The organism is Bacillus amyloliquefaciens DSM 7 = ATCC 23350, assembly GCF_000196735.1.
In the GTDB taxonomy this organism is placed as follows: domain Bacteria; phylum Bacillota; class Bacilli; order Bacillales; family Bacillaceae; genus Bacillus; species Bacillus amyloliquefaciens.
This window is the reverse complement of sequence record NC_014551.1, coordinates 844,687-863,276: the sequence shown is the minus strand read 5'-3', so window position 1 is coordinate 863,276 and position 18,590 is coordinate 844,687. Positions and strand designations below refer to the sequence as shown.

The following is an 18,590-nucleotide window of genomic DNA, read 5'->3' as shown; positions in this document are numbered from 1 at the left end:
AGAAAAAACCGCCGGACTGTATCCGGCGGACGCACTGGTATGTTAATGCAGGAGACCCCTGCTTTGATCCAAATAATGAGAAACGTCTTCCCGCATGCTTTGGAACATATGGAGCTTGCTGCCGTATGATTCAATCCATTCCTTGACAACGCGTTCTGTCATTTGCTCTCCTTGATACGGGCGGCCGGCTTTTGCGTAAGTCGCTTCGAAATCTCCCCATAAGAGCTCAACCCAAGTTCGCGCTTGCAAATAGCTGATCATGTCATTTTTCTCAAGCAGCAAATTCGTCAGTTTGTCGATATATGTATTCATGTCTCTGTCTCCTTTCCTTGGGAAAACCTGCTGCTTTTACACAGCTTGTCACAGGCATATACTAACTTTACGTCTTCAGTCCAGAAGGCGCAACCTTTTGATATTGGCCGAGGGGGAAAACAAATGGTCCGGAACAAGGCAAAAGGATTTCCAAATCAGAACAACAATAAGTTTGAAGGCGAACCGCGGGCAAAGGATGACTACGCTTCTAAACGGGCCGACGGTTCAATTAATTCGCACCCGCAAGAGCGCATGAGAGCTTCAGGCAGACGATAACACATAACGTAAAGAGACCGGGAATGGCCCGGTCTCTTTTTTGCGGCGAAAAAAGGTCATAACGCCAAACAGATTCCATAATATGTTAAATGTTAAACCGAAAGCCGGTAGACAAAAAAGGAGGGGGTTTTATACAATGAAGACAGTTTCAAAACGATTGCTGAGCTTTACCGCATTCTTTCTGTCCGTTTCATTATTTGCTGTTTCAGCAGAAGCCCAAGGCAGTCCGCAGACATCTGTTTCAAGCAGCGGTGAGGAGTTTGACGCAAGTCCGAATCAGCCTGTAAAAACAACACAAACATCTCCCGCTTATGAAGGATCGTGCCTCACCAAAAGACAGCCTGCACAAAACAACGGCATAGCCGACATCAAGTCATTAAAGCCTTCCAGTATTATAGTGGCAGACGAACGAATCAGAATTTCTCCGACAACATCATTTCCTTATCGCGCGACAGCACAGCTGACCGTTACATACAGCGGCAGCACAAGCACTTACGGATGCACCGGTTTTTTTGTCAATCCCGACACGATCGTCACAGCCGGACATTGTGTGTATGATCAGAAAAATGGATGGGCATCGAAAATCACGGCAGCTCCCGGCCGCAACGGCTCATCGTATCCGTACGGATCATATTCAGGCAAGACATTCTACAGTGTCAAAGGATGGACAGAAAACGGTGATACCAACTATGATTACGGGGCAATCAAAGTAGACGGATCGCCCGGGAATACTGTCGGCTGGTACGGCTACCGGACGACCAACAGTTCCAGTCCGGCCGGGCTGTCTTCAACTGTGACGGGATATCCGTGCGACAAAGTGTCCGGTTCCATGTGGTCTGACAGCAAGCCGATACGTTCGGCCGAGACATATAAACTCACTTACACGACAGATACGTTCGGCTGCCAGAGCGGATCGCCCGTTTATCACGATTACAGCGATACCGGCCAGACCGCCATTGCCGTTCATACAAACGGCGGGTCGACTTACAATCTGGGAACAAGGGTGACAAATAGTGTTTTCGACAACATTCAATATTGGTCAAATCAATAAAGTTTTTATTTTCTTTCTCGCCGCGGCTGTTTTATGCGGATGCGGCAAAGCGGATGATTCCGCCGCCGGCAAAAAAACACTGCCCGTCACTCTCCATTTTGAGGATGCTGACGGCTCACCTGCTGACGGTGTGACGGTAACAGTGATGAAAGCGGCGGAGTCAGATCATCAGCCGAATATAGACCGCGGAGAGACAATAGGCAAGACCGATCACCACGGCAATATTGCCTGGAAAAGCGGGACGGAAGGAACCTATGCCGTCGTTTTTGAAAAAGACGGCATACCGGAAACCCGGAATATTTCCTTAGTTGAGAGCGATAAACATACGGTGATCAGCTTTACATTGAAACATTAAAAAAGCTTGCAGGCGGATTATCCGCTGCAAGCTTTTTGTTATCCTTTATGCACTTGGTATTCATAGACATCTTTCTTCTCAGACAGATGAGCGAATGTGGAAAGCACAAGGCCGAGAGCGGTCATCAGCGCACCGCCTGCAAACAGCCATGAGTAAGATCCCGTTCCGCCGAGAATCAATCCGCCGAGCCAAGCGCCGAGCGCGTTTGCAAGGTTAAATGCGGAAACGCTCACCGCGGCGGCAATTGTCGTGCCGTTTTCAGATGAAGAAATAACCTTTGTCTGTAAAAGCGGCGGCGTGCCGAACGCGCATGCGCCGAATAAAAATGTCGCGGAAACGGCCGCGGCAGGAAAAACAGCGATATAAGGGAAGATCGCCAAGACGCCGATCAAGCCGATCATCACACCGATCATTGTGCGCGTCAGCAGTTTGAGCGGCACTTTCCCTGCGAAGAAATTCCCCGCCACTCCGCCGAGACCGTAGGCAAATAATGCGCCTGTAATGCCGACCGTGCCGAATCCCGCTGAATCTCTTAAAATCGGCTCAATAAACGTGTAAGCAATAAATACGCCGGAGTAGCCGAGAATGGTGATCGCAAAGGAGAAGATCACTTGCTTATGCTTAAAGACACTCCATTCATTCATCAGCATCGGAATCACTTTCGGTTTTCGATTCGGTACGACCAGCATCAGGCCGATCAGCCCGATCATGCCTAAAACGGAAATAATGAAAAAGACGGCCCGCCAGTTAAGAACATCCCCTAAATAAGAGCCGAACGGAACGCCGAGCATCAGCGCCACGGTTAATCCCCCGTTCATGGACGCAGCTGCGGCGGAACGTTTTTCAGGCGGCACCATTTCACTCGCAAACACCATGGCGATCGCAAAAAAGGCTCCGTGGATGGATGCGGATAAAATTCTTGAAATCGCCAGCACGGCGAAGTTTGGCGCAAAGACGCTCATCAGGTTGGCAAGGACAAAGATGCCCATCAAGCTGAGCAGCACCGGCTTTCTCGGAAGTTTAACCGCGATAATCGTTACAATCGGGCCCGTCAGGCAGACGCTTGCCGCATACGCGGTAACAAGCATACCCGCTGAAGAAACATGTATATGAAAGTCATCGGCAATCTACGTCAGAATACCCATGACAGCATATTCCGTATAACCGATGGAAAAAGTGCAAATCATTAAAACAAAAATCATTAATTTCACAGATGGCTGTTTCATTTTGATATTCAACGCTAATCGCCTCCTTTTACTAAAAAACAACGAATTCCATCTTAAAAGATATCGAAAATGAATTCAAACATTTTTTACTGAAAGTGTGAAACGAATGTGCCCGAAAATAAAAAGAGACCGGATCCGGTCTCTTTCGTTAACTTTTTTCTTTTAAAACGGAAATCGGCAGTGCTTCTTCCTGATCAGGCGACGAAGATCTGTGTCCCCAGGCGAATACGCCGTTCATGTAATCAATGCGGAACGTATCATCAGTACCTTCTATCTGATACTCCGCGCCCGGCAGAAAGTCTTCCGGGTTCTGCATGTAGGCTTTGGCCATCGTGATTTTCCGTTCAAGCACGGCCAGTTCATTTACAATGCCCATCTGTTCTGCTTTTCGCGCTTTTTCCGTCAGGCCCGCAATTTCCGTCTGTAGTTCATGAGGCGTCATTTGACTGTATCGTTTGTCCATTTCAGCTTACTCCTCTTCCTGCAAAAATTGTTCAATGTCGTCAATCGAGAATCCTTTTCTGAATAAGTACTGCTTGACCTTCATTCCGCTTTCATAGCTGCCGTCATAGCGGTATTTCCTGATTGCTTTTTCCGCATGAGTCTTCAAAGCTTCCATCTCAGCTTCGTCATCATTCTCATACTCCGTCTGCTCCAGAGCGGCATTGATGACGTCGAAAGGGAAGCCTTTTCGCTGAAGCTGCATCTGGGCCCGCTGTCTGATCTCTTTTGTGGACAGCTTTTTGTCTTTTTTCAGGATTTTTCCGATATGTTTCAGCGCTTCCTGTATCTGCTCATCAAACGTAAACGCACTGAGCGTCTCCTTAATGGTATCGTCGTCTATTCCTTTCGCTTTCAGCTCGCGAAACAGGACGTCAGGCCCTTTGCCGTTTGTTTTTTTGTGGGTGCTCGCATAGGCTTCGGCAAATTCTTTGTCATTTAAGTAGCGGTAATCGTACAGTTTGTGGATGACTTCAGAAATAACCATCTCAGGTGTTTCTTTTTTTTTCAAATGGTCCCGGACTTCTTTTTCAGAGCGCATCCGGTATGATAAAAATTCGACGGCGCGGTTAAAGGCTTTTTTCACTTCATCGCCGTGACTGATTTCAAGAATGTCAAGCTCGTCCAGTTCTTTCCCTTTTTTCAGGTCAAAACGAACAAGCACGTCGGCGTCGACGCTGAATGCATATTTCTCATCAAGGAAGATGTTGAAGCGTTCGGTATTTTTCTTTTGGGTCGATATTTTTGTAATAAACGGCATCCCGATCTCCTTTCCCGCCCCGATTTTCAGGCGTTTTTCTTTTAGGCAAATGAGGTAAAGTATATTTATCAACGTGTAAGGAGAGATGGATATGAATATCGCGATGACAGGCGGCACGGGTTTTCTGGGCCGGCATCTGACAGGTGTGTTTACCCGCCAGGGACATCATGTCTATATTTTATCAAGAAAACAAAGAGAAACCGAACAAAAAAATGTGACATATGTTCAATGGCTGGCCGAAAACGCGGCGCCTGAGCGCGAGCTTCCCCCTATTGATGTATGGGTGAACCTCGCGGGCAAATCCATCTTTGACCGCTGGACGGACACAACGAAGGAACAAATCATCTCAAGCCGGGTAGAAGCGACGAGAGAAGTCAGACGGATTATCCGGCAGCAGGCAAAAAAACCCCGGGCTTTAATTCAGGCAAGCGCCGTCGGCATTTACGGCACAAGCACAGAGAAAACGTTCACTGAGCAGTCAGATACGTCAAATGAAGACTTCCTCAGTCATACGGCTCATATGTGGGAGCGTGAAGGCCAGAAAATTGAAGCGCTCGGCATTCGGACGGTATATGCCAGATTCGGCGTGATGCTCGGTGAAAAAGGCGCCCTGCCGCTCATGGTTCTCCCTTATAAGCTGTTGGCGGGCGGCACCGTCGGCTCAGGACGGCAATGGCTGTCATGGGTTCATGTCGATGATGCGGCGGAACTCATCGCTTATGCGGCGGAGCATGATGACTTGTCCGGCCCGATGAATGTGACCTCGCCGAACCCTGTTGAAATGAAGCAATTCGGTAAGACGATCGCAACCGTCCTGCACCGCCCCCACTGGATTCCCGTACCGGAATTTTTTCTGGAGAAGGCATTGGGAGAAATGAGCCTGCTGATCGTAAAAGGGCAGCGCGCCCTGCCTAAGCAGGCGCTGACATCCGGTTTTCAATTTACGTATGAAGAGCTTGATTTCGCTTTAAAGGATCTCTTACCTGCATAAAAACGGAAATAAAAGCCAATCCTATTGGTATTCTGTTTTGAAGGAGGATCTTCTTTTATGGAAAAGAAGCGCGAAAAACATCAGCAGGGAGCCAACCTGAAAAAAATGCAGGAAGTCCTTTATTCCGGTGAATTCAAAAAAGCGGAAAAAGCAGCCAAACGGAAATAAGCTGAATAAAGATCGGGACTGGGCAGATACTATGTTTGTTTGATATCACTTTTTTCAGGGGGCGATTGATATGGGCAGAAATCATACTCACAAAAACCGTGATAAAAACAAACAAAAGCTTCCTCAAGTTCCGGACGCTTTGAAACGCGAAACGGACGGCACATATGAGGAATATTCAAGCGAGCTTGCTGATTCCGCTGACCGCGAAGCGCAGGCGCGGATGAAAGCCGCTGACAACAGAGCTAAAAGCAAAAACCGCTAATACAAAATCCCCGCCTCTTGAAGGACGGGGATTTTTTTACAGTTCGGTAAACAGGCTTTTTGCCGGCGTCCGTTCTTTCGCCTTAGGCTGTTCATCCGGATAGCCCGTTTGAATGATCGCCGCAAAGCGCTCATTGTCTGCAAGGCCGAAGTCTTGATGCATCTGTTTGTCATACATGATACGGCCGCTTTTCCAAACCATGCCGATGCCGTTTTCATGTGCGAGAAGCTGAAGGTTTTGAATCATGCCGCTCAGCGCAGCGAAATCATCGTTTCTCGTAAATTCATTTTCATCTTCTTTTAAGACGACCAATAAAAATCCCGGAACGGCGCTGAGGTTTTTTCTCATGTTCTGCTCTTTTTCCTCGTTGAAATCATCTTTTATCTTCTTGAAAAATGAGACGTAGCTGTCCGCAAGCTTTGCTTTTCCCGCTTCGCTTGCCGCGTAAATAAAACGCCACGGCTCCGTCAGCCTGTGGTTCGGTGCGTAAACGGCCGTTTCAAGCATATCTAATATGACTTCAGAAGGTACGGTTTCCGGTTTAAACGACCGGATGGATCTTCTGTTTCTGATCGTATGTTTAAGTCTCTCGTTTTGCTGTGATTGTTCGGTTTTCGGCATGCCGATTCACCTTCCTATTCAATTGAAAATGATTATCATTTATAATATAACGGATAGAACCGTCTTTTGTAAACCGTTACGGAAGCTGAAGATTGATTGATTCGGCATACACAGCCGTTCCCGTCATCTGGATATTCATCTCTCCGTCTTCCTCCGTGATCCTGATTTCCACTTTTCCGTCTTTCCCTATTTCCTGACCTTGTTCAATCGTCAGCCATTCGGCACCGGAGCCTCCGTATTGCCGCATATAGGCTGCCATGACGCCTGAAGCGGTTCCCGTGACGGGATCTTCGGTCGTTCCGGAAAAGGGGGAAGAAAAATGGCGTCCGTGCAGATCGCTTTCAGAATGCACGGTTTCCAGAGAAAAAGGATGAACGCTCGCTTTCGGGAGATCGTGCAAAATGGCGGGAAATTGTGTGTTGTCCGGCACCATATTTCGTGATGCTTCCAGTGATCTCAGCGGAACAATCAGTGTCCAAATTCCCGTTGATCCGTAAACAATCGGAAGCTCATCGTGAAAATCCTCCGCCGTAATGCCGAGAGAGGCCGCAAGCTTTTCTTTGTCTCCCGTAAACGGCAGAAATTGCGGGGAAGCCTGTTTGAGCGTGATGTACACCCGCCCTTTTCGTTCAGCGGCTTTTACAGGAAGAATGCCGGCTTTCGTTTCAATTTGATACGTCTGATCAGCCTGAAGCTTTCCCTTTTCAATTAATGCATACAGAGAGGCAACGGTAGCATGTCCGCATAAATTCATTTCATGGCCGGGTGTAAAATAGCGGATTTTCAAATCGGCTTCTCCGCTTTTGCAGAGAAATGATGTTTCATTGTATCCTGCCATTTCGGCGATCATCTGCATTTCTTCATCTGAATAATCATCTCCGTTAAGAACGATTCCCGCGGGATTTCCCAAATCAGGAACATCGGTAAACGCTTCGTATTTCAATACGTCCGCCTGTTTCATTCATCAATCTTCCTTTCGCCTTATGATCATGTTATTCAGTATAACAAAAGAAGCGGGAATTTTCGGTTAATTACCCAGAAAAAAAGACGCCTTTTTAACGGCGTCTTTTTTGGTTTTTCCGATCAGGCGGGTGACGAGAATCATCGTGACGGACAGCGATCTGTTTTTGCGGTACGCCAAGTATTTCCCGCGCCACTCCGGTTTGTATTTTTCTTTAAAGGCCCGCAGACCGCTGAAGCTGTACATATACCGGACGTTGTTAAAGATGACGGCCGCGATTCTTTCCGACCAGAAGGATGAAAAGGCCGTTCCTACGTTTGACAAAGGCGCCATGCCCATATTAAAGGTGGTGTACCCTTGTTCCTGCGCCCAGAGAAACAGACGGATGAAAAGCGCGTCCATGATACCGTTCGGCGCGTTTTTCCGATAACGCATTAAGTCGACTGATATCTCGCCTTCCTGATACATCGGCATAAGGTTGGCAAAAGCGATGATCTCCCCTTCTGTGTCTTTCACGTAAGCAATCGGGGCCTGTTCCAAATAATCCCGGTCGAAGAAACCGAGAGAAAAGCCTTTCTCTTTTTTCGGTCCGAGCCATTCGTCCGAAATATCTTTCAGTTTGGCGATAAACTCTGAGGAAAACGGCGGTTCCCCGACATGAAACGTGTAGCCTTCGCGGTCAAATTTGTTGTTAATCGCCCGCAGACCCGCTTTTTTCTTTCCTGACAGCGTAAATGCCTCCATATCCACGAGCGCCTCTTCTCCAAGCTTGAAGAAGTTATAGCCGAAGTCATGATACAGCGCCATGTCTTCACGTTCAATCTGATAGAACATGACACTCAGGCCCTGCTTATGCGCCTCATTCAGAAATTCCTCAATTACAAGCGGAAAAGAGTCTTTCTGGCCTGACGGATCACCGAGCACGACAAGCCTTCTGGAAATCTGGCCGAACAATAAAAGTGCTTTGCCGTCGCTTGAGAAATAAAACCGCTTATCCCCGAGAAAGCCGAGGTGGCTGAGCGCGTTTCCGCCTTCTTCCGCCAAAAAGGACTTCAGCCGCTCAGGATCGGCCTCTTCCCCGATCGGCTTCGATCTTTTATGATAAATTGCCGTAAACACAAGGAAAAACAAAGGCACAACAATAATGGCCGTCATCGTGGCGTATGTAATGTGCGAATTGTTATGGACGAAATAATCGTGGCGCAGCAGCCGATTCATTTTATCCCAGATAAAGCCGGCAATGAGATTGTAGTTGAACAAGGCGATAATAAACAGAGCGGCCGCAAAAATCATCTGGCCGAGCGTATACGATGCCTGTTCTCTGATAAACTGCCTCTTTAACAGCACAAGCAATACGATAACGACAGGCAGAATAAAGATCGCGCTGATGTTCAACCCTTTTAAGAAACTGAACACAAAACCGCCGACAAGCGCGGCGACCGCCATTGAATAAGAGCGTTTCGTCCGTTTGTATAGTTCAATCGGCAAAATTAAAAGAATCAAAGCCGCGCTTAACGATAACGCGTTAAACGCAAGAAGCGCCGGATGCGGAATATGCGGAATGACCGTCTCCCTGTCGATCGGCAAGGCGACAGACGCAAGCACGACGACTCCCGACACGAAAACCAAAAGCGCCAGCGAACCGTAAAGCATTCTGATTAAGATGGCGCGCTGCAATACGAGAAGCACGTTCGTCGTTTCCACGGCAGGAGCCATCTTCGGATTTGATTCCAGCCGTTTAAGCGTATTTTCCGTTAAGTCGCCGGCCGCAAAGAACAGCCCGAACACAAACGGAATAAATGAATACACAATCCGGTAGATGACGATGGATGTCACAACCGCCTCCTGCGGAAAGCCCATATTCTGCATGCCGAGCAGAAACAGAAGGTCAAACGAGCCGAATCCTCCCGGCACAAGGCTGATGATTCCCCCGATAGCGGCAATGGCAAATACACCGAATACATGGCGGACATCTGCTTGAATGCCCATGACATACAGTGAATAATACATGACGACGGCTGCCGCAAACCATTCGGCAAACGATGCTCCGATGTATGAAAAAACCGGATGCCTCGGCTTGGCTTCACCATCTTCTGTGTCAGCTTTTTTATTGTTGATCCGGGCGGCGATTAAAGCTGCCGGCACAATCAGCGCCACACCGGCGATGACAGCCCACAGCCACGGCTTCTCGCTTGTGATTTCACCCACCGGGAGCACCCGGGCGACGGTCAGAATACTGAAGACCGACAGCCCGAGCAGAGCTGAAGAAGTAAGCCAAGCGATTCCTGCGACAAGACGTTTTACGTCATTCGTGTGCTCTTTGTAAAGCATCGTCCGCAGTCCGACACCCGCCAGACCGCCGAATCCAAGGACATTGTTAAAGGAATTGGCGATAAAGGAAACCCTGAACACTTTCCAATTCGGAATGTTGAGACGCAGCGTCCGTTTCAGCACAAAATCATAAAAGGACATCGCACTGACGGCAAGGAGGCCGAGCAGAACGAGAATAAATAAATCGTAACGCTCAATCCCATTAATAATGTACAGCGTGCGTTTAAAAGAAAGATCTGTCAATTCCTTTTTGGACTGATAAATGACTAAAAGCAAAACTGCAATAGGAAATAATACTTTTAATATCGATAAGGCATTCTTTTTAGTCAGCAATGTTCTCTCCAATCATCATAAAATAGCTTATTTATTATAATTCCCCCAATAATCTCCAACATATTATACACTACCACCTCATATTCAAACAAAACTCGTCTGCAACTTTCTTTCTCAGATTAAAATCAGTAATATGGTATGCAGGAGTATTAACGAGGAAGTGAGACGATGGATTATAATCTGCATGATACAACGGTATTAGGCGGCGATATTTTTTCTCCTGAGGAACGGGATATTTGGGTTTTGTATATGAAAGTGATGACATCGGCGGGACTCGGCGATGTGTCGGAGTGGATGAAGCTTGATATGAGCATGCCGCAAATGAAAGTGCTGATGCTTCTGAACAACCACGGGACACTGAAGGTGAGTGAAATCGCGGAAAAAATGGGCGCTTCTCTTTCAAATACGACGGGGCTGCTTGACCGTTTGGAAAAATCAAGTTTCATTACACGCGCTCCGTCAGAAGAAGACCGCCGTTCAGTCGTCGTTCAATTAACGGAAAATGCAAAAGATATTTTCCGCAGCCTTTATCAAAAAGGACATGTAAAATTGAAGCGTTCATTGGAAACGCTGACCGTCGAAGAAAAACAAACGGTCAATCAAGGGCTCGCCATTTTGGCAAGAGCGCTTGAATCTTCCAATCAGGCATAGAGATGAAAAAGGCCTGCCGGGATCGGCGGCCTTTTTTTGTTTGACATTTAATTCATTCAAAATGAATAATATATTCAAAGTGAATTAAAAATAGGAGGATTGATCAATATGCCGGAACCATTGCAAACAGAAAAAAACCAGAGCTGGGCGATCACTCTCTTTACGATCGGTGTGTTCATGGCGGCGCTGGACAACGGAATTATTTCCGCTGCTCTGACGACGATTAACAGCTCTTTTGGTGTTTCCCCTTCATGGGGCTCGTGGGGAGTAACCCTTTACACCTTGGGACTCAGTGTCAGTGTGCCGATTGTCGGCAAGCTGTCTGACCGTTACGGGCGGAAAAAGCTGTTTATGATTGAAGTCGGGGTGTTCGGTCTCGGCTCTTTGCTTGTCGCACTCAGTCAAAGCTTCCCGATGTTTTTGGCAGCGCGGCTCATTCAGGCGCTTGGCGGCGGAGGGATTTTTATTATCGGCAGTTCGCATGTCTTGGCTGTGCTTCCGAAGGAGAAACAGGGAAAAGCTCTCGGGCTTTTAGGAGCGATGAACGGTATGGCGGCCGTCCTCGGACCGAATATCGGAAGCTTTTTGCTTGATGTAACCGGGTCGTGGCATTGGCTGTTTTTGATTAATCTGCCGATTGCCGCCGCTTTGGTTGTGTGCGGCGGTTTGTTTATCGCTGAAACGAAAGAGCCTGAGGTGAAAAAGCTTGATCTCGCCGGCACGATGATGCTGTCTCTTGCGATCTTATCCTGCATGATCGGTATTACGAATCTCGATGGGGCGAAGCTGTCAGAAAGCATAATGGACGTAAAGGTGTACGGGTATCTGTTGGGGGCGGGACTTCTCTTTGCGGCGCTGCTTAAAGTCGAAAAACGGGTTGAAAACCGCGGGGGCGATCCGATTCTCGCCTGCTCGCTCCTGCAGAATAAAGTGTTTCAATGGACGCTCGTCATCGGATTTTTATCAGGCGGGCTGCTCGCTGCGGTGATTTTTATTCCTTCTTACGCGGAGCAGTATTTGCATGTATCGGCGGAAAAAGCAGGTTATTGGATGACGCCGCTCGCTTTGGCGTCAGGCATCGGGGCATGGCTCGGCGGGGCGGTCACGGATAAAAAAGGGCCGGTCTTCTCTGCGGTTGTATCAGGCGTCATTGCCTTTACCGGATTCAGCCTGTTTCCGTTATGGGTGACGGATAAATGGGAATTTGTCACGGCGAGTGTGATTGCGGGGATCGGTTTCGGATTTCTGCTCGGAGCTCCGCTGAATGTGCTTGTATCAGAAACGGCGGGTCAAAACAAAGGGACAGCGCTCGGCACGCTGTCACTCGTGAGGCAGGTCGGGCTGACGCTCGCTCCGGCCTTATATGCCGGCTTCATTACAGGCGGCTTTGACCGGATCGGAGATGACATCAAAAACCGTTTAGCGAAAAGCGGCATTCCCGCTGATCAGGCGCAAATGCCCGATATCGGCGGCGGACTTTCTTCGTTGCAGGAACAGGTAAGCCGAATCCCCGTCCCCGCCGTCAAAAAAGCGGTTTCTGATGCGATTGAAGCGGGCGTTGCCAGCGGCTACCACCATCTTTATACGGCAGCCGCCGTCATTTCGTTATGCACGATTGTGTCTGCGGCTGTTTTGGCGTATTTCCGGAAGCCGGCATCCTCTAAGAAAAATGCCAGTCCATCCGCCGGGAAAGCTCAGTAATATGGGCGATGTGATGTTCAGAGTGCCAGACATATAATCCGAGCGCCTGTTCCAGCGTAACCGTCTCCTTAGATACAGGATGGAAAAATGTCCGTTTGAATTGAGCTTCCGTCATGGAGCGCAAAAGAGCGGCCCACCTTCTGTGCAGGATCGTTAACAGCTCAAGCGTATCCCCGCAAGCGGCGGTTTTGGAATCATGGAGATCGGCCCAGCCTTTTTCATCATAAGGACGGATTTCCGGTTCATCCTCCGTTAAGCTCAATTTAAACCGGATATAGCTGTTCATGTGGCTGTCCGCCAGATGGTGAACCACTTGGCGCACAGTCCATCCCCCTTCGCGGTACGGCGTATCGAGCTGACTGTCCGACATCTCTCTGACAGCTTGTTTCAGTTTGGCCGGAGCGTGTTCCAGCGTATTGATCCATTCTTGTTTCTGTCCGGCTGAAATCGATTCAGGCGGCTGATATTCTCCAATCGGATAGCTGAGGGTTTGTGTTTCCATATTGTTCATCTCCCATTGATCGTATTAAGAAAGTATGATGGTGATGTCGCAGCCTTCCGCTTTCGCTTCACGGAAAACCTGAAGCACACTCTCGGCGCCATTTTCAGTCAGCTGCTTGCTTTGTTCAAACTGCCTCCATTCCAAAACGAGCGGGTACTCCACCCATCCGGTCAGACAATCCCATAAAGCGTCCAGGTTTTCACCGTAGTATTCCGGAAGGGCAAGCTCCTTTTTCAATGTCTGGTGGAGGTCGCTGATACTTCTGATTTGTTCCCCGTTAATGACTGCTTTTTTCATGTGCGGCTCCTTTCTTATGATTTTATTCTATCAGTTTACCATTTTTCTCTTCAGAAATGGCCGGATTCTGCCCCGGTTTCAGCTGGACGATGTCCTCCTGTCTCGGACGGCTGCAGATTGGATTTGCCCGGCTGCGCTGCTTTTTTAACAGAGCTGATCCATATAAAGAAGGCGGCCGAAACGCCGCCTTTTTTCAGACTGTGCGGCCCGGGGACGCCGCCGTGCTTCTTTTGCTGTGCTTCGGCTGATACACTTTTCCGACAAACAGGTATCCGTACCTGAAATGGTTGCATCCCCACGATACGAAAATGGGACCGAGCGTGCAGATCAAAAATAACAGCAGGATGGCAGCCGGCAAGGGCATTGACCGCAGATAGCTTTCCAGGAGGTACCCGCTGATTAAAAAGTAGGAGTGGAGCAGATAGATTGAAAACGAATAGTTGCTGATCATCATCACCATCGCGGGCACTTTATTGAGCTTTGAAAACAGATGAAAGCACAGAAAAATAATACTGACCGCATAAATCATAATATCCGGACGCTTAGAAGAAATGGAGCCGCCGCTGACATATGAAACGGCCACAATCAATATCGCCGATACGGCCGCACTGAAGTAAACCGCATAGCGGTACTGATTGATGAGCGCTAAAAAACGCCGGTATTCCTTTCCGCAATAAAATGCCAGACAGAAATAAAACAGCCAGCCCGGAAACGGAACCCAAAAGAACGGAAAAATAGAATCAAGCCCCGATGACGCCGGCGGATGAAGAATTGAAAAATAGCCGAGATAGACGGCATTGATGATAAAAGAAACAGACAGCACCCATGCGGGAGATGTTTTGTTCAGCCAGCGGTGCAGCAGCATATGGAGAATGTAAAATTGAAAGATCACAAGAATGAAGTAGCCGATAAAGTTTCCCAAAAAGACATTTTCTAAAAATTTACCCATCACTGAAACGAAACCGGCGCCTTCTTCTGCCACGCTTTTCATTAAAATGGCATCCACCGCGGCAATAAACAGAAACGGCACGAAAATGACTTTCCCCCTTTTCTTTAAGAAACCCGCGGGCACGCCTTCCGGATAGGACCTGGCAAGCAGAAATTCCGAGATAAAGATAAACGCCGGCGTGCTGAACATCAGCAAGGTCCGGAACGCATCAACCGTATGGGCGGCGCTTGCTAAGGACTCTTCCTGAATCATCAGCACCATTGACATCACGTGCAGCAGAACGACACTTAAGCAGGACAGGCAGCGGATCACGAAAATTTCTTTTATCTGCATGCGGCCGCTCCTTTTTCACAAGCACGGCGGACTTTGGCGTACGCCTGGCGCAGCCGCTTTTCCCGCAGCTCGGGTGTGCTCGTTTTGACGGCGGACATAAAGTTCCGTTCGGCTTTTTGAATGCCGCAAAATTGCAGAATGCCTTTTTTCAGCGTAATCCAGTCCGCGTTTTTCCGGAACCACTTTAAGTGCCGGTTCGGGGAGTCCGCCGTATAAAACACCTGTGCCGTCTCTGCCCGGAGCAGTCCTTTTACACGGCCGTTTTCAAATGTGTAGGCTTCTCCGGCGACAAACACTTTGTCAAAAAAGCCTTTCAGAATCGCCGGAACGCCTCCCCACCACAGCGGGTAAATGAAAATGAGATGATCCGCTTCTTTCATCAGTTTCCGGTATTTCTTTGTTTCAGCGTCCCGGTTCATATCCCTCCGCTTTTTTTCATCTCCGACCTTCAGCACGGGATCAAATTGATCGGCGTATAAGTCAATGACGGTATAGCTTCGTCCGCTGTCCTTTAAAGCCATGGCGACGTATTTGACGATCGCCGCATTGAAACTGTTCTCATCCGGATTTGCATACACAATCACCGTCTTCATATGTCCCTCCCAGTATTTTTTAATTTTTACAATGATTATATCATTATGCAGTATGAATAAGGCAAAGACATGATGAAAGGCTTTTTCGCCGACTGAAACGGCGGCCTTCCCTTCTGTCTGTTTCCGGCAGCATTTTGATTCGTTTTAAACAGGATTGAAATGCGGTATCCGACACTTCTGCGTTTTTAAGCAGCCGTATGGTATACTAGCTGTCAAATGAATGGGCTTGGAGGACAACATGAGAATTTTAAAGTACGCGATTTTAGGACTTTTGCGAAAAGGCGAATTGAGCGGATATGATATATCGAGCTATTTTAAAGAAGAGCTAGGCCAGTTTTGGAGCGCAAAGCACAGCCAGATTTATCCGGAATTAAAAAAGCTGACGGCTGAGGGATTCATTACGTTCCGCACTGCGATTCAGGGAACGAAGCTGGAGAAAAAAATGTACACGCTGACTGACAATGGAGAGCGGGAGCTTTGTGCATGGCTGACGAAAAAAGATCCGATTCCGGAAACGGTGAAGGATGAATTTATGCTGAAGGCTTATTTTATCTCAGCTTTGACGAATGAAGAAGCGGATGAGCTATTCACCGATCAGCTCGTAAAGCGAAAGGAGAAGTTGTCCGATCTGGAAAACAGTTATCATGAACTGATGACATCCTCCGAGGAGGCGGATTCCTTTTCTTCTCCGGATTTCGGCCATTATCTCGTGCTGACAAAAGCGCTGGAGCGGGAAAGGAATTATATTTCCTGGCTTGAGCATATTTTGGCTCTCATCAAAAAAGCATAAACAAAACGGGGCGGCTCTGTATGCAAGCCGCCTGTTTACGTTCTGAGACCCGCCGTAATAAACGAATCTGCCATTAAAATAAGAAAAAGCAGACTGAAATAAACAATCGAGTAAAAAAACATCCCTTTCGACCATTGCGTGTCATCCGCTGCTCGAAAACCTTTGACGCTCCGGTACAGCCAGATGGCTCCGAGCAGGAGAGCGGTCGCGGTATAAAACGGGCTGACATCGATATAAAGAGGGACGAGCAGCGAAACCGCAGTCAGAACGGCGATATAGCGCAGCATTTTTATTTTTGTGACACGATTGCCTTTTATAATCGGCAAAAGCGGAATTCCGGCAGCACGATACTCTTCCTTTCGCCTGATTCCGATCGCCCAAAAATGCGGCGGCTGCCACAAAAACATAATCGCATATAACAACACCGCCGGCATATCAATGTACCCGGTCAGGGCGCAATAGCCGATCAAGGGCGGAGCCGCCCCCGGAAAGCTGCCGACAAATGTGCCCAGACGGATTGTCTTTTAAACCAAAGCGTATAAACGACGGCATACAGCAAAAATGCAAGCAGGCCGAGAACGGCGGTCAGTACATGAAGCGAAGCAAGCATGATGAATCCGCATGCGCCGAGACAGGCGCCGTATAGGATCATAACCGGCGGCGGTATTTTACCCGTGACGCTTGCACGGGTGCGGGTTCGCGCCATCTTGGCATCCATGCCGCGGTCAAAGAAGTTATTAAAAACAGTGCTTGATGCCATGACAAGCGCCGTTCCGATCATGGCGATCGTCATAGCGGCAAATATACCGGGCCCTTCGCCCGTCCTTTCAGACTGAAGCCATGCGATCCAAAATCCGCCCAATGCGGCGAGTGAATTTGAGATGATAATTCCCGGTTTGGCAAGAATGATAAAGTCCTTGACCGTCACCCGGTTTCCGTTATGCTTCATCGGCTGTTCCGTCCGTGCTGCATTTGAATTCATTTGTTCGGGTTCTCCTTTTTCGGCTTATCATATCAGGAAGAATCAGGAATCACAATTCATTCTGTCTATTTTTCACACAATTGTAAATTATATATAAAAAGCCGCATCTTGACCGGATGCGGCTCATTTCCTTTACTATTCAAAATCTGCCCATAAAACTCCCTGATCCGGCTTGAAGCGAGCAGATCAATTTCAAACACGGGCATTAAGAAGGCTAATCCCGTATCGTTTTTGTTTTCGGGGAAGTTTTCAAATAAAAAACCTTGCCATTGATGGCAAGGTTTTTTTCTTACAGTGTAAATGCGATATCCGCCCCTGACACAGGGTCTTTGACGAATATGCCATCGTTTTTTTCTTCAATTTCAAAGCCGGCATCAGTCAGCGCTTTTGTCACACGTGACAGCTCTTCATGATGCGGAAGCACGATGGTGTAATAATCCAGCCCGCTTGCGTTTCCCGGTTTCGGCGGCGCGTGTTTTCCGGCCCATATATTCAGACCGATGTGATGGTGATATCCTCCCGCTGAAACAAACAGCGCGGACATGGCCGCGTAATTGCCGACAATGTCAAAACCGAGAATATCGGTGTAAAAAGCCTTGGCTTCCTGTAAATCCGTCACATGGAGATGAATGTGCCCGATAACGGTTCCTTCCGGGAGACGGCTTTTCCGTTCAGCTCCGGCTTCTTCCAAAAGCCCGTCCACATCGACGGGCGCCGTTTGCATGACGTAATTGCCCTCTGCATCGCGCTGCCACGTGCTGCGGGGACGATCGGCGTATATTTCAATGCCGTTTCCGTCCGGATCAGACAGGTAAAGAGCCTCACTGACCGCGTGATCCCCCTGACCGAGCGCGATGCCGTTTTCAATCAGCCGGGCCAATGCGATGCCGAGTTCTTTCCGATCAGGCAGAAGAATCGCGAAATGGTAAAGGCCGGTGACAGACCGCTCCGGCAGAATGACGGCGCCTGGATTTTCTTCAAGCACCAGCAGGACGCGTTTTCCGTCTGCTGACAGTTCTGCGGAACGATCGGTTTGCGAGATGACTTGAAAGCCGATCACATTTTGATAAAAGTCGAGCGACCGCTCCATATTTTTGATGGTCAATTTGACATAACCCAGTGCCGTATCTTGATGAATGCCGGTCATCTGAACGCCTTCTTTCTTATGCTGAAAAAGTTTCTCCCTTTTTTGATTTGAAAAGGAGCTGATCCAATGAAAGCAGACGGCTTCCTGAAAGCGCTAAGTGAATTGACGCAACCAGCAAGATGAAATCAAATTCCGATCCGCCCATAAACGGTGAGGAAAGCTTCGCCGTGAAGATGGCGCCGACTAATGTGATGGCAAACAGAACGCCGATAATGCGCGTTGCCAAGCCGAAAAAGATCAGAACCCCGCCAACCAGTTCAATCGTTGCGATGACATAGACCATAAAGGCCGGAATCCCGATGCTCTGGAAAAATTGCGTTGTGCCTTCTAAACCTTGAAACTTGGATAAACCGTGAACAAAAAAGATAATACCTGTTACAACTCTTAAAAGCAGTGTTCCTGTTTCGAATGATTTATTCATAAAATCCTCCTTGAAAATTATTATCACTTACTTTATGTAAGCTAGTATATATACATAACTTATTTACGTCAAGTAA

At 48.1% G+C, this 18,590-nt stretch carries 22 protein-coding genes and 1 pseudogene; 9 read left to right on the top strand and 14 right to left on the bottom strand.

Annotated features, from left to right (window positions below; translation table 11 throughout):
• Positions 1-42 precede the first annotated feature (42 nt).
• Positions 43-312, bottom strand: a complete 270-nt coding sequence (locus BAMF_RS24575; RefSeq protein ID WP_013351439.1) for a YfhJ family protein — start codon at positions 310-312, stop codon at positions 43-45.
• Positions 313-435: 123 nt separating this feature from the next.
• Here BAMF_RS24575 and BAMF_RS24570 point away from each other — a divergent pair, with 123 nt between their 5' ends.
• From BAMF_RS24570 to BAMF_RS24560, 3 genes are all read left to right on the top strand, one after another.
• A complete protein-coding gene (locus BAMF_RS24570) occupies positions 436-588 on the top strand; it encodes a small, acid-soluble spore protein K (protein ID WP_003155495.1) in 153 nt (50 codons plus the stop codon).
• 136 nt (positions 589-724) lie between these two features.
• Positions 725-1,639, top strand: a complete 915-nt coding sequence (locus tag BAMF_RS24565; protein ID WP_013351438.1) for a trypsin-like serine peptidase — start codon at positions 725-727, stop codon at positions 1,637-1,639.
• On the top strand, positions 1,602-1,994 hold the full coding sequence (locus BAMF_RS24560) for a DUF2606 family protein (RefSeq protein WP_013351437.1): 393 nt from the start codon (positions 1,602-1,604) through the stop codon (positions 1,992-1,994). The genes BAMF_RS24565 and BAMF_RS24560 overlap by 38 nt, the downstream gene beginning before the upstream one ends.
• 38 nt (positions 1,995-2,032) lie before the next feature.
• Here the strand turns inward: BAMF_RS24560 and BAMF_RS24555 are convergent, their stop codons facing one another.
• From BAMF_RS24555 to recX, 3 genes are all read right to left on the bottom strand, one after another.
• The gene (locus tag BAMF_RS24555; protein WP_232469729.1) at positions 2,033-3,121 is read right to left on the bottom strand and encodes an MFS transporter; all 1,089 of its coding nucleotides are present in this window, start codon (positions 3,119-3,121) and stop codon (positions 2,033-2,035) included.
• A 247-nt stretch (positions 3,122-3,368) separates the two neighbouring features.
• Positions 3,369-3,683 carry a YfhH family protein gene (locus tag BAMF_RS24550; protein ID WP_013351435.1) on the bottom strand — a complete coding sequence of 105 codons (315 nt, stop codon included), beginning with the start codon at positions 3,681-3,683 and terminating at the stop codon, positions 3,369-3,371.
• 6 nt (positions 3,684-3,689) lie between these two features.
• Positions 3,690-4,481 (bottom strand): recombination regulator RecX, encoded by a 792-nt coding sequence (gene recX, locus BAMF_RS24545; RefSeq protein WP_013351434.1) that lies wholly within the window; start codon positions 4,479-4,481, stop codon positions 3,690-3,692.
• Positions 4,482-4,572: 91 nt separating this feature from the next.
• On the opposite strand from recX, the gene BAMF_RS24540 reads away from it, so the two are divergent.
• The 3 genes from BAMF_RS24540 (at position 4,573) to BAMF_RS24535 (ending at position 5,902) form a co-directional block, all read left to right on the top strand.
• A complete protein-coding gene (locus BAMF_RS24540) occupies positions 4,573-5,472 on the top strand; it encodes a TIGR01777 family oxidoreductase (protein ID WP_013351433.1) in 900 nt (299 codons plus the stop codon).
• 57 nt (positions 5,473-5,529) lie between these two features.
• Positions 5,530-5,640: a YfhE family protein gene (locus tag BAMF_RS40595; protein WP_003223230.1), complete on the top strand. Its 111-nt coding sequence runs from the start codon at positions 5,530-5,532 to the stop codon at positions 5,638-5,640.
• A gap of 70 nt (positions 5,641-5,710) precedes the next feature.
• Complete coding sequence (locus BAMF_RS24535) at positions 5,711-5,902, top strand: YfhD family protein (RefSeq protein WP_013351432.1); 192 nt, start codon at positions 5,711-5,713, stop codon at positions 5,900-5,902.
• Positions 5,903-5,938: 36 nt separating this feature from the next.
• Here BAMF_RS24535 and BAMF_RS24530 read toward each other — a convergent pair whose 3' ends face one another.
• From BAMF_RS24530 to mprF, 3 genes are all read right to left on the bottom strand, one after another.
• A complete protein-coding gene (locus BAMF_RS24530) occupies positions 5,939-6,523 on the bottom strand; it encodes a nitroreductase family protein (protein ID WP_013351431.1) in 585 nt (194 codons plus the stop codon).
• Between the two features lie 76 nt (positions 6,524-6,599).
• A complete protein-coding gene (locus BAMF_RS24525; RefSeq protein ID WP_013351430.1) occupies positions 6,600-7,484 on the bottom strand; it encodes a PhzF family phenazine biosynthesis isomerase in 885 nt (294 codons plus the stop codon).
• Between the two features lie 66 nt (positions 7,485-7,550).
• Positions 7,551-10,148, bottom strand: coding sequence for a bifunctional lysylphosphatidylglycerol flippase/synthetase MprF (mprF, locus tag BAMF_RS24520; RefSeq protein WP_013351429.1), 2,598 nt, complete (start codon positions 10,146-10,148; stop codon positions 7,551-7,553).
• A 168-nt stretch (positions 10,149-10,316) separates the two neighbouring features.
• Between mprF and BAMF_RS24515 the strand changes: the two genes are divergently transcribed.
• Both BAMF_RS24515 and BAMF_RS24510 read left to right on the top strand, forming a co-directional pair.
• Positions 10,317-10,799 carry a MarR family transcriptional regulator gene (locus BAMF_RS24515; RefSeq protein ID WP_013351428.1) on the top strand — a complete coding sequence of 161 codons (483 nt, stop codon included), beginning with the start codon at positions 10,317-10,319 and terminating at the stop codon, positions 10,797-10,799.
• A gap of 108 nt (positions 10,800-10,907) precedes the next feature.
• On the top strand, positions 10,908-12,500 hold the full coding sequence (locus BAMF_RS24510; protein WP_013351427.1) for an MFS transporter: 1,593 nt from the start codon (positions 10,908-10,910) through the stop codon (positions 12,498-12,500).
• Here BAMF_RS24510 and bstA read toward each other — a convergent pair.
• The 4 genes from bstA to BAMF_RS24490 form a co-directional block, all read right to left on the bottom strand.
• Positions 12,460-13,002: a bacillithiol transferase BstA gene (bstA, locus tag BAMF_RS24505; RefSeq protein ID WP_013351426.1), complete on the bottom strand. Its 543-nt coding sequence runs from the start codon at positions 13,000-13,002 to the stop codon at positions 12,460-12,462. The two genes, BAMF_RS24510 and bstA, sit on opposite strands and share 41 nt — an antisense overlap.
• A gap of 24 nt (positions 13,003-13,026) precedes the next feature.
• On the bottom strand, positions 13,027-13,299 hold the full coding sequence (locus tag BAMF_RS24500; protein WP_013351425.1) for a ribonuclease inhibitor Barstar: 273 nt from the start codon (positions 13,297-13,299) through the stop codon (positions 13,027-13,029).
• A 193-nt stretch (positions 13,300-13,492) separates the two neighbouring features.
• Complete coding sequence (locus BAMF_RS24495) at positions 13,493-14,581, bottom strand: acyltransferase family protein (protein WP_013351424.1); 1,089 nt, start codon at positions 14,579-14,581, stop codon at positions 13,493-13,495.
• Complete coding sequence (locus tag BAMF_RS24490; protein ID WP_013351423.1) at positions 14,572-15,174, bottom strand: NAD(P)H-dependent oxidoreductase; 603 nt, start codon at positions 15,172-15,174, stop codon at positions 14,572-14,574. The genes BAMF_RS24495 and BAMF_RS24490 overlap by 10 nt, the downstream gene beginning before the upstream one ends.
• Positions 15,175-15,412: 238 nt before the next feature.
• On the opposite strand from BAMF_RS24490, the gene BAMF_RS24485 reads away from it, so the two are divergent.
• Positions 15,413-15,964, top strand: coding sequence for a PadR family transcriptional regulator (locus tag BAMF_RS24485; protein WP_013351422.1), 552 nt, complete (start codon positions 15,413-15,415; stop codon positions 15,962-15,964).
• Positions 15,965-15,999: 35 nt separating this feature from the next.
• Here BAMF_RS24485 and cyoE read toward each other — a convergent pair.
• From cyoE to BAMF_RS24470, 3 genes and pseudogenes are all read right to left on the bottom strand, one after another.
• Positions 16,000-16,946: pseudogene (gene cyoE / locus BAMF_RS24480) on the bottom strand (heme o synthase).
• Positions 16,947-17,235: 289 nt separating this feature from the next.
• Positions 17,236-18,093: a VOC family protein gene (locus BAMF_RS24475; RefSeq protein ID WP_014469921.1), complete on the bottom strand. Its 858-nt coding sequence runs from the start codon at positions 18,091-18,093 to the stop codon at positions 17,236-17,238.
• Between the two features lie 16 nt (positions 18,094-18,109).
• Entirely contained in the window at positions 18,110-18,514 is a 405-nt protein-coding gene (locus BAMF_RS24470) for a DoxX family protein (protein WP_013351420.1), read from the bottom strand.
• Positions 18,515-18,590 lie beyond the last annotated feature (76 nt).

What these genes read in the sequence shown, in the direction of transcription:
- BAMF_RS24575 (WP_013351439.1), bottom strand. Translation starts at nt 312, where the DNA reads ATGAATACATATATCGACAAACTGACGAATTTGCTGCTTGAGAAAAAT.
- BAMF_RS24570 (WP_003155495.1), top strand. Translation starts at nt 436, where the DNA reads ATGGTCCGGAACAAGGCAAAAGGATTTCCAAATCAGAACAACAATAAG.
- BAMF_RS24565 (WP_013351438.1), top strand. Translation starts at nt 725, where the DNA reads ATGAAGACAGTTTCAAAACGATTGCTGAGCTTTACCGCATTCTTTCTG.
- BAMF_RS24550 (WP_013351435.1), bottom strand. Translation starts at nt 3,683, where the DNA reads ATGGACAAACGATACAGTCAAATGACGCCTCATGAACTACAGACGGAA.
- recX (WP_013351434.1), bottom strand. Translation starts at nt 4,481, where the DNA reads ATGCCGTTTATTACAAAAATATCGACCCAAAAGAAAAATACCGAACGC.
- BAMF_RS24540 (WP_013351433.1), top strand. Translation starts at nt 4,573, where the DNA reads ATGAATATCGCGATGACAGGCGGCACGGGTTTTCTGGGCCGGCATCTG.
- BAMF_RS40595 (WP_003223230.1), top strand. Translation starts at nt 5,530, where the DNA reads ATGGAAAAGAAGCGCGAAAAACATCAGCAGGGAGCCAACCTGAAAAAA.
- BAMF_RS24535 (WP_013351432.1), top strand. Translation starts at nt 5,711, where the DNA reads ATGGGCAGAAATCATACTCACAAAAACCGTGATAAAAACAAACAAAAG.
- BAMF_RS24530 (WP_013351431.1), bottom strand. Translation starts at nt 6,523, where the DNA reads ATGCCGAAAACCGAACAATCACAGCAAAACGAGAGACTTAAACATACG.
- BAMF_RS24525 (WP_013351430.1), bottom strand. Translation starts at nt 7,484, where the DNA reads ATGAAACAGGCGGACGTATTGAAATACGAAGCGTTTACCGATGTTCCT.
- BAMF_RS24515 (WP_013351428.1), top strand. Translation starts at nt 10,317, where the DNA reads ATGGATTATAATCTGCATGATACAACGGTATTAGGCGGCGATATTTTT.
- BAMF_RS24510 (WP_013351427.1), top strand. Translation starts at nt 10,908, where the DNA reads ATGCCGGAACCATTGCAAACAGAAAAAAACCAGAGCTGGGCGATCACT.
- bstA (WP_013351426.1), bottom strand. Translation starts at nt 13,002, where the DNA reads ATGGAAACACAAACCCTCAGCTATCCGATTGGAGAATATCAGCCGCCT.
- BAMF_RS24500 (WP_013351425.1), bottom strand. Translation starts at nt 13,299, where the DNA reads ATGAAAAAAGCAGTCATTAACGGGGAACAAATCAGAAGTATCAGCGAC.
- BAMF_RS24495 (WP_013351424.1), bottom strand. Translation starts at nt 14,581, where the DNA reads ATGCAGATAAAAGAAATTTTCGTGATCCGCTGCCTGTCCTGCTTAAGT.
- BAMF_RS24490 (WP_013351423.1), bottom strand. Translation starts at nt 15,174, where the DNA reads ATGAAGACGGTGATTGTGTATGCAAATCCGGATGAGAACAGTTTCAAT.
- BAMF_RS24485 (WP_013351422.1), top strand. Translation starts at nt 15,413, where the DNA reads ATGAGAATTTTAAAGTACGCGATTTTAGGACTTTTGCGAAAAGGCGAA.
- BAMF_RS24475 (WP_014469921.1), bottom strand. Translation starts at nt 18,093, where the DNA reads ATGACCGGCATTCATCAAGATACGGCACTGGGTTATGTCAAATTGACC.
- BAMF_RS24470 (WP_013351420.1), bottom strand. Translation starts at nt 18,514, where the DNA reads ATGAATAAATCATTCGAAACAGGAACACTGCTTTTAAGAGTTGTAACA.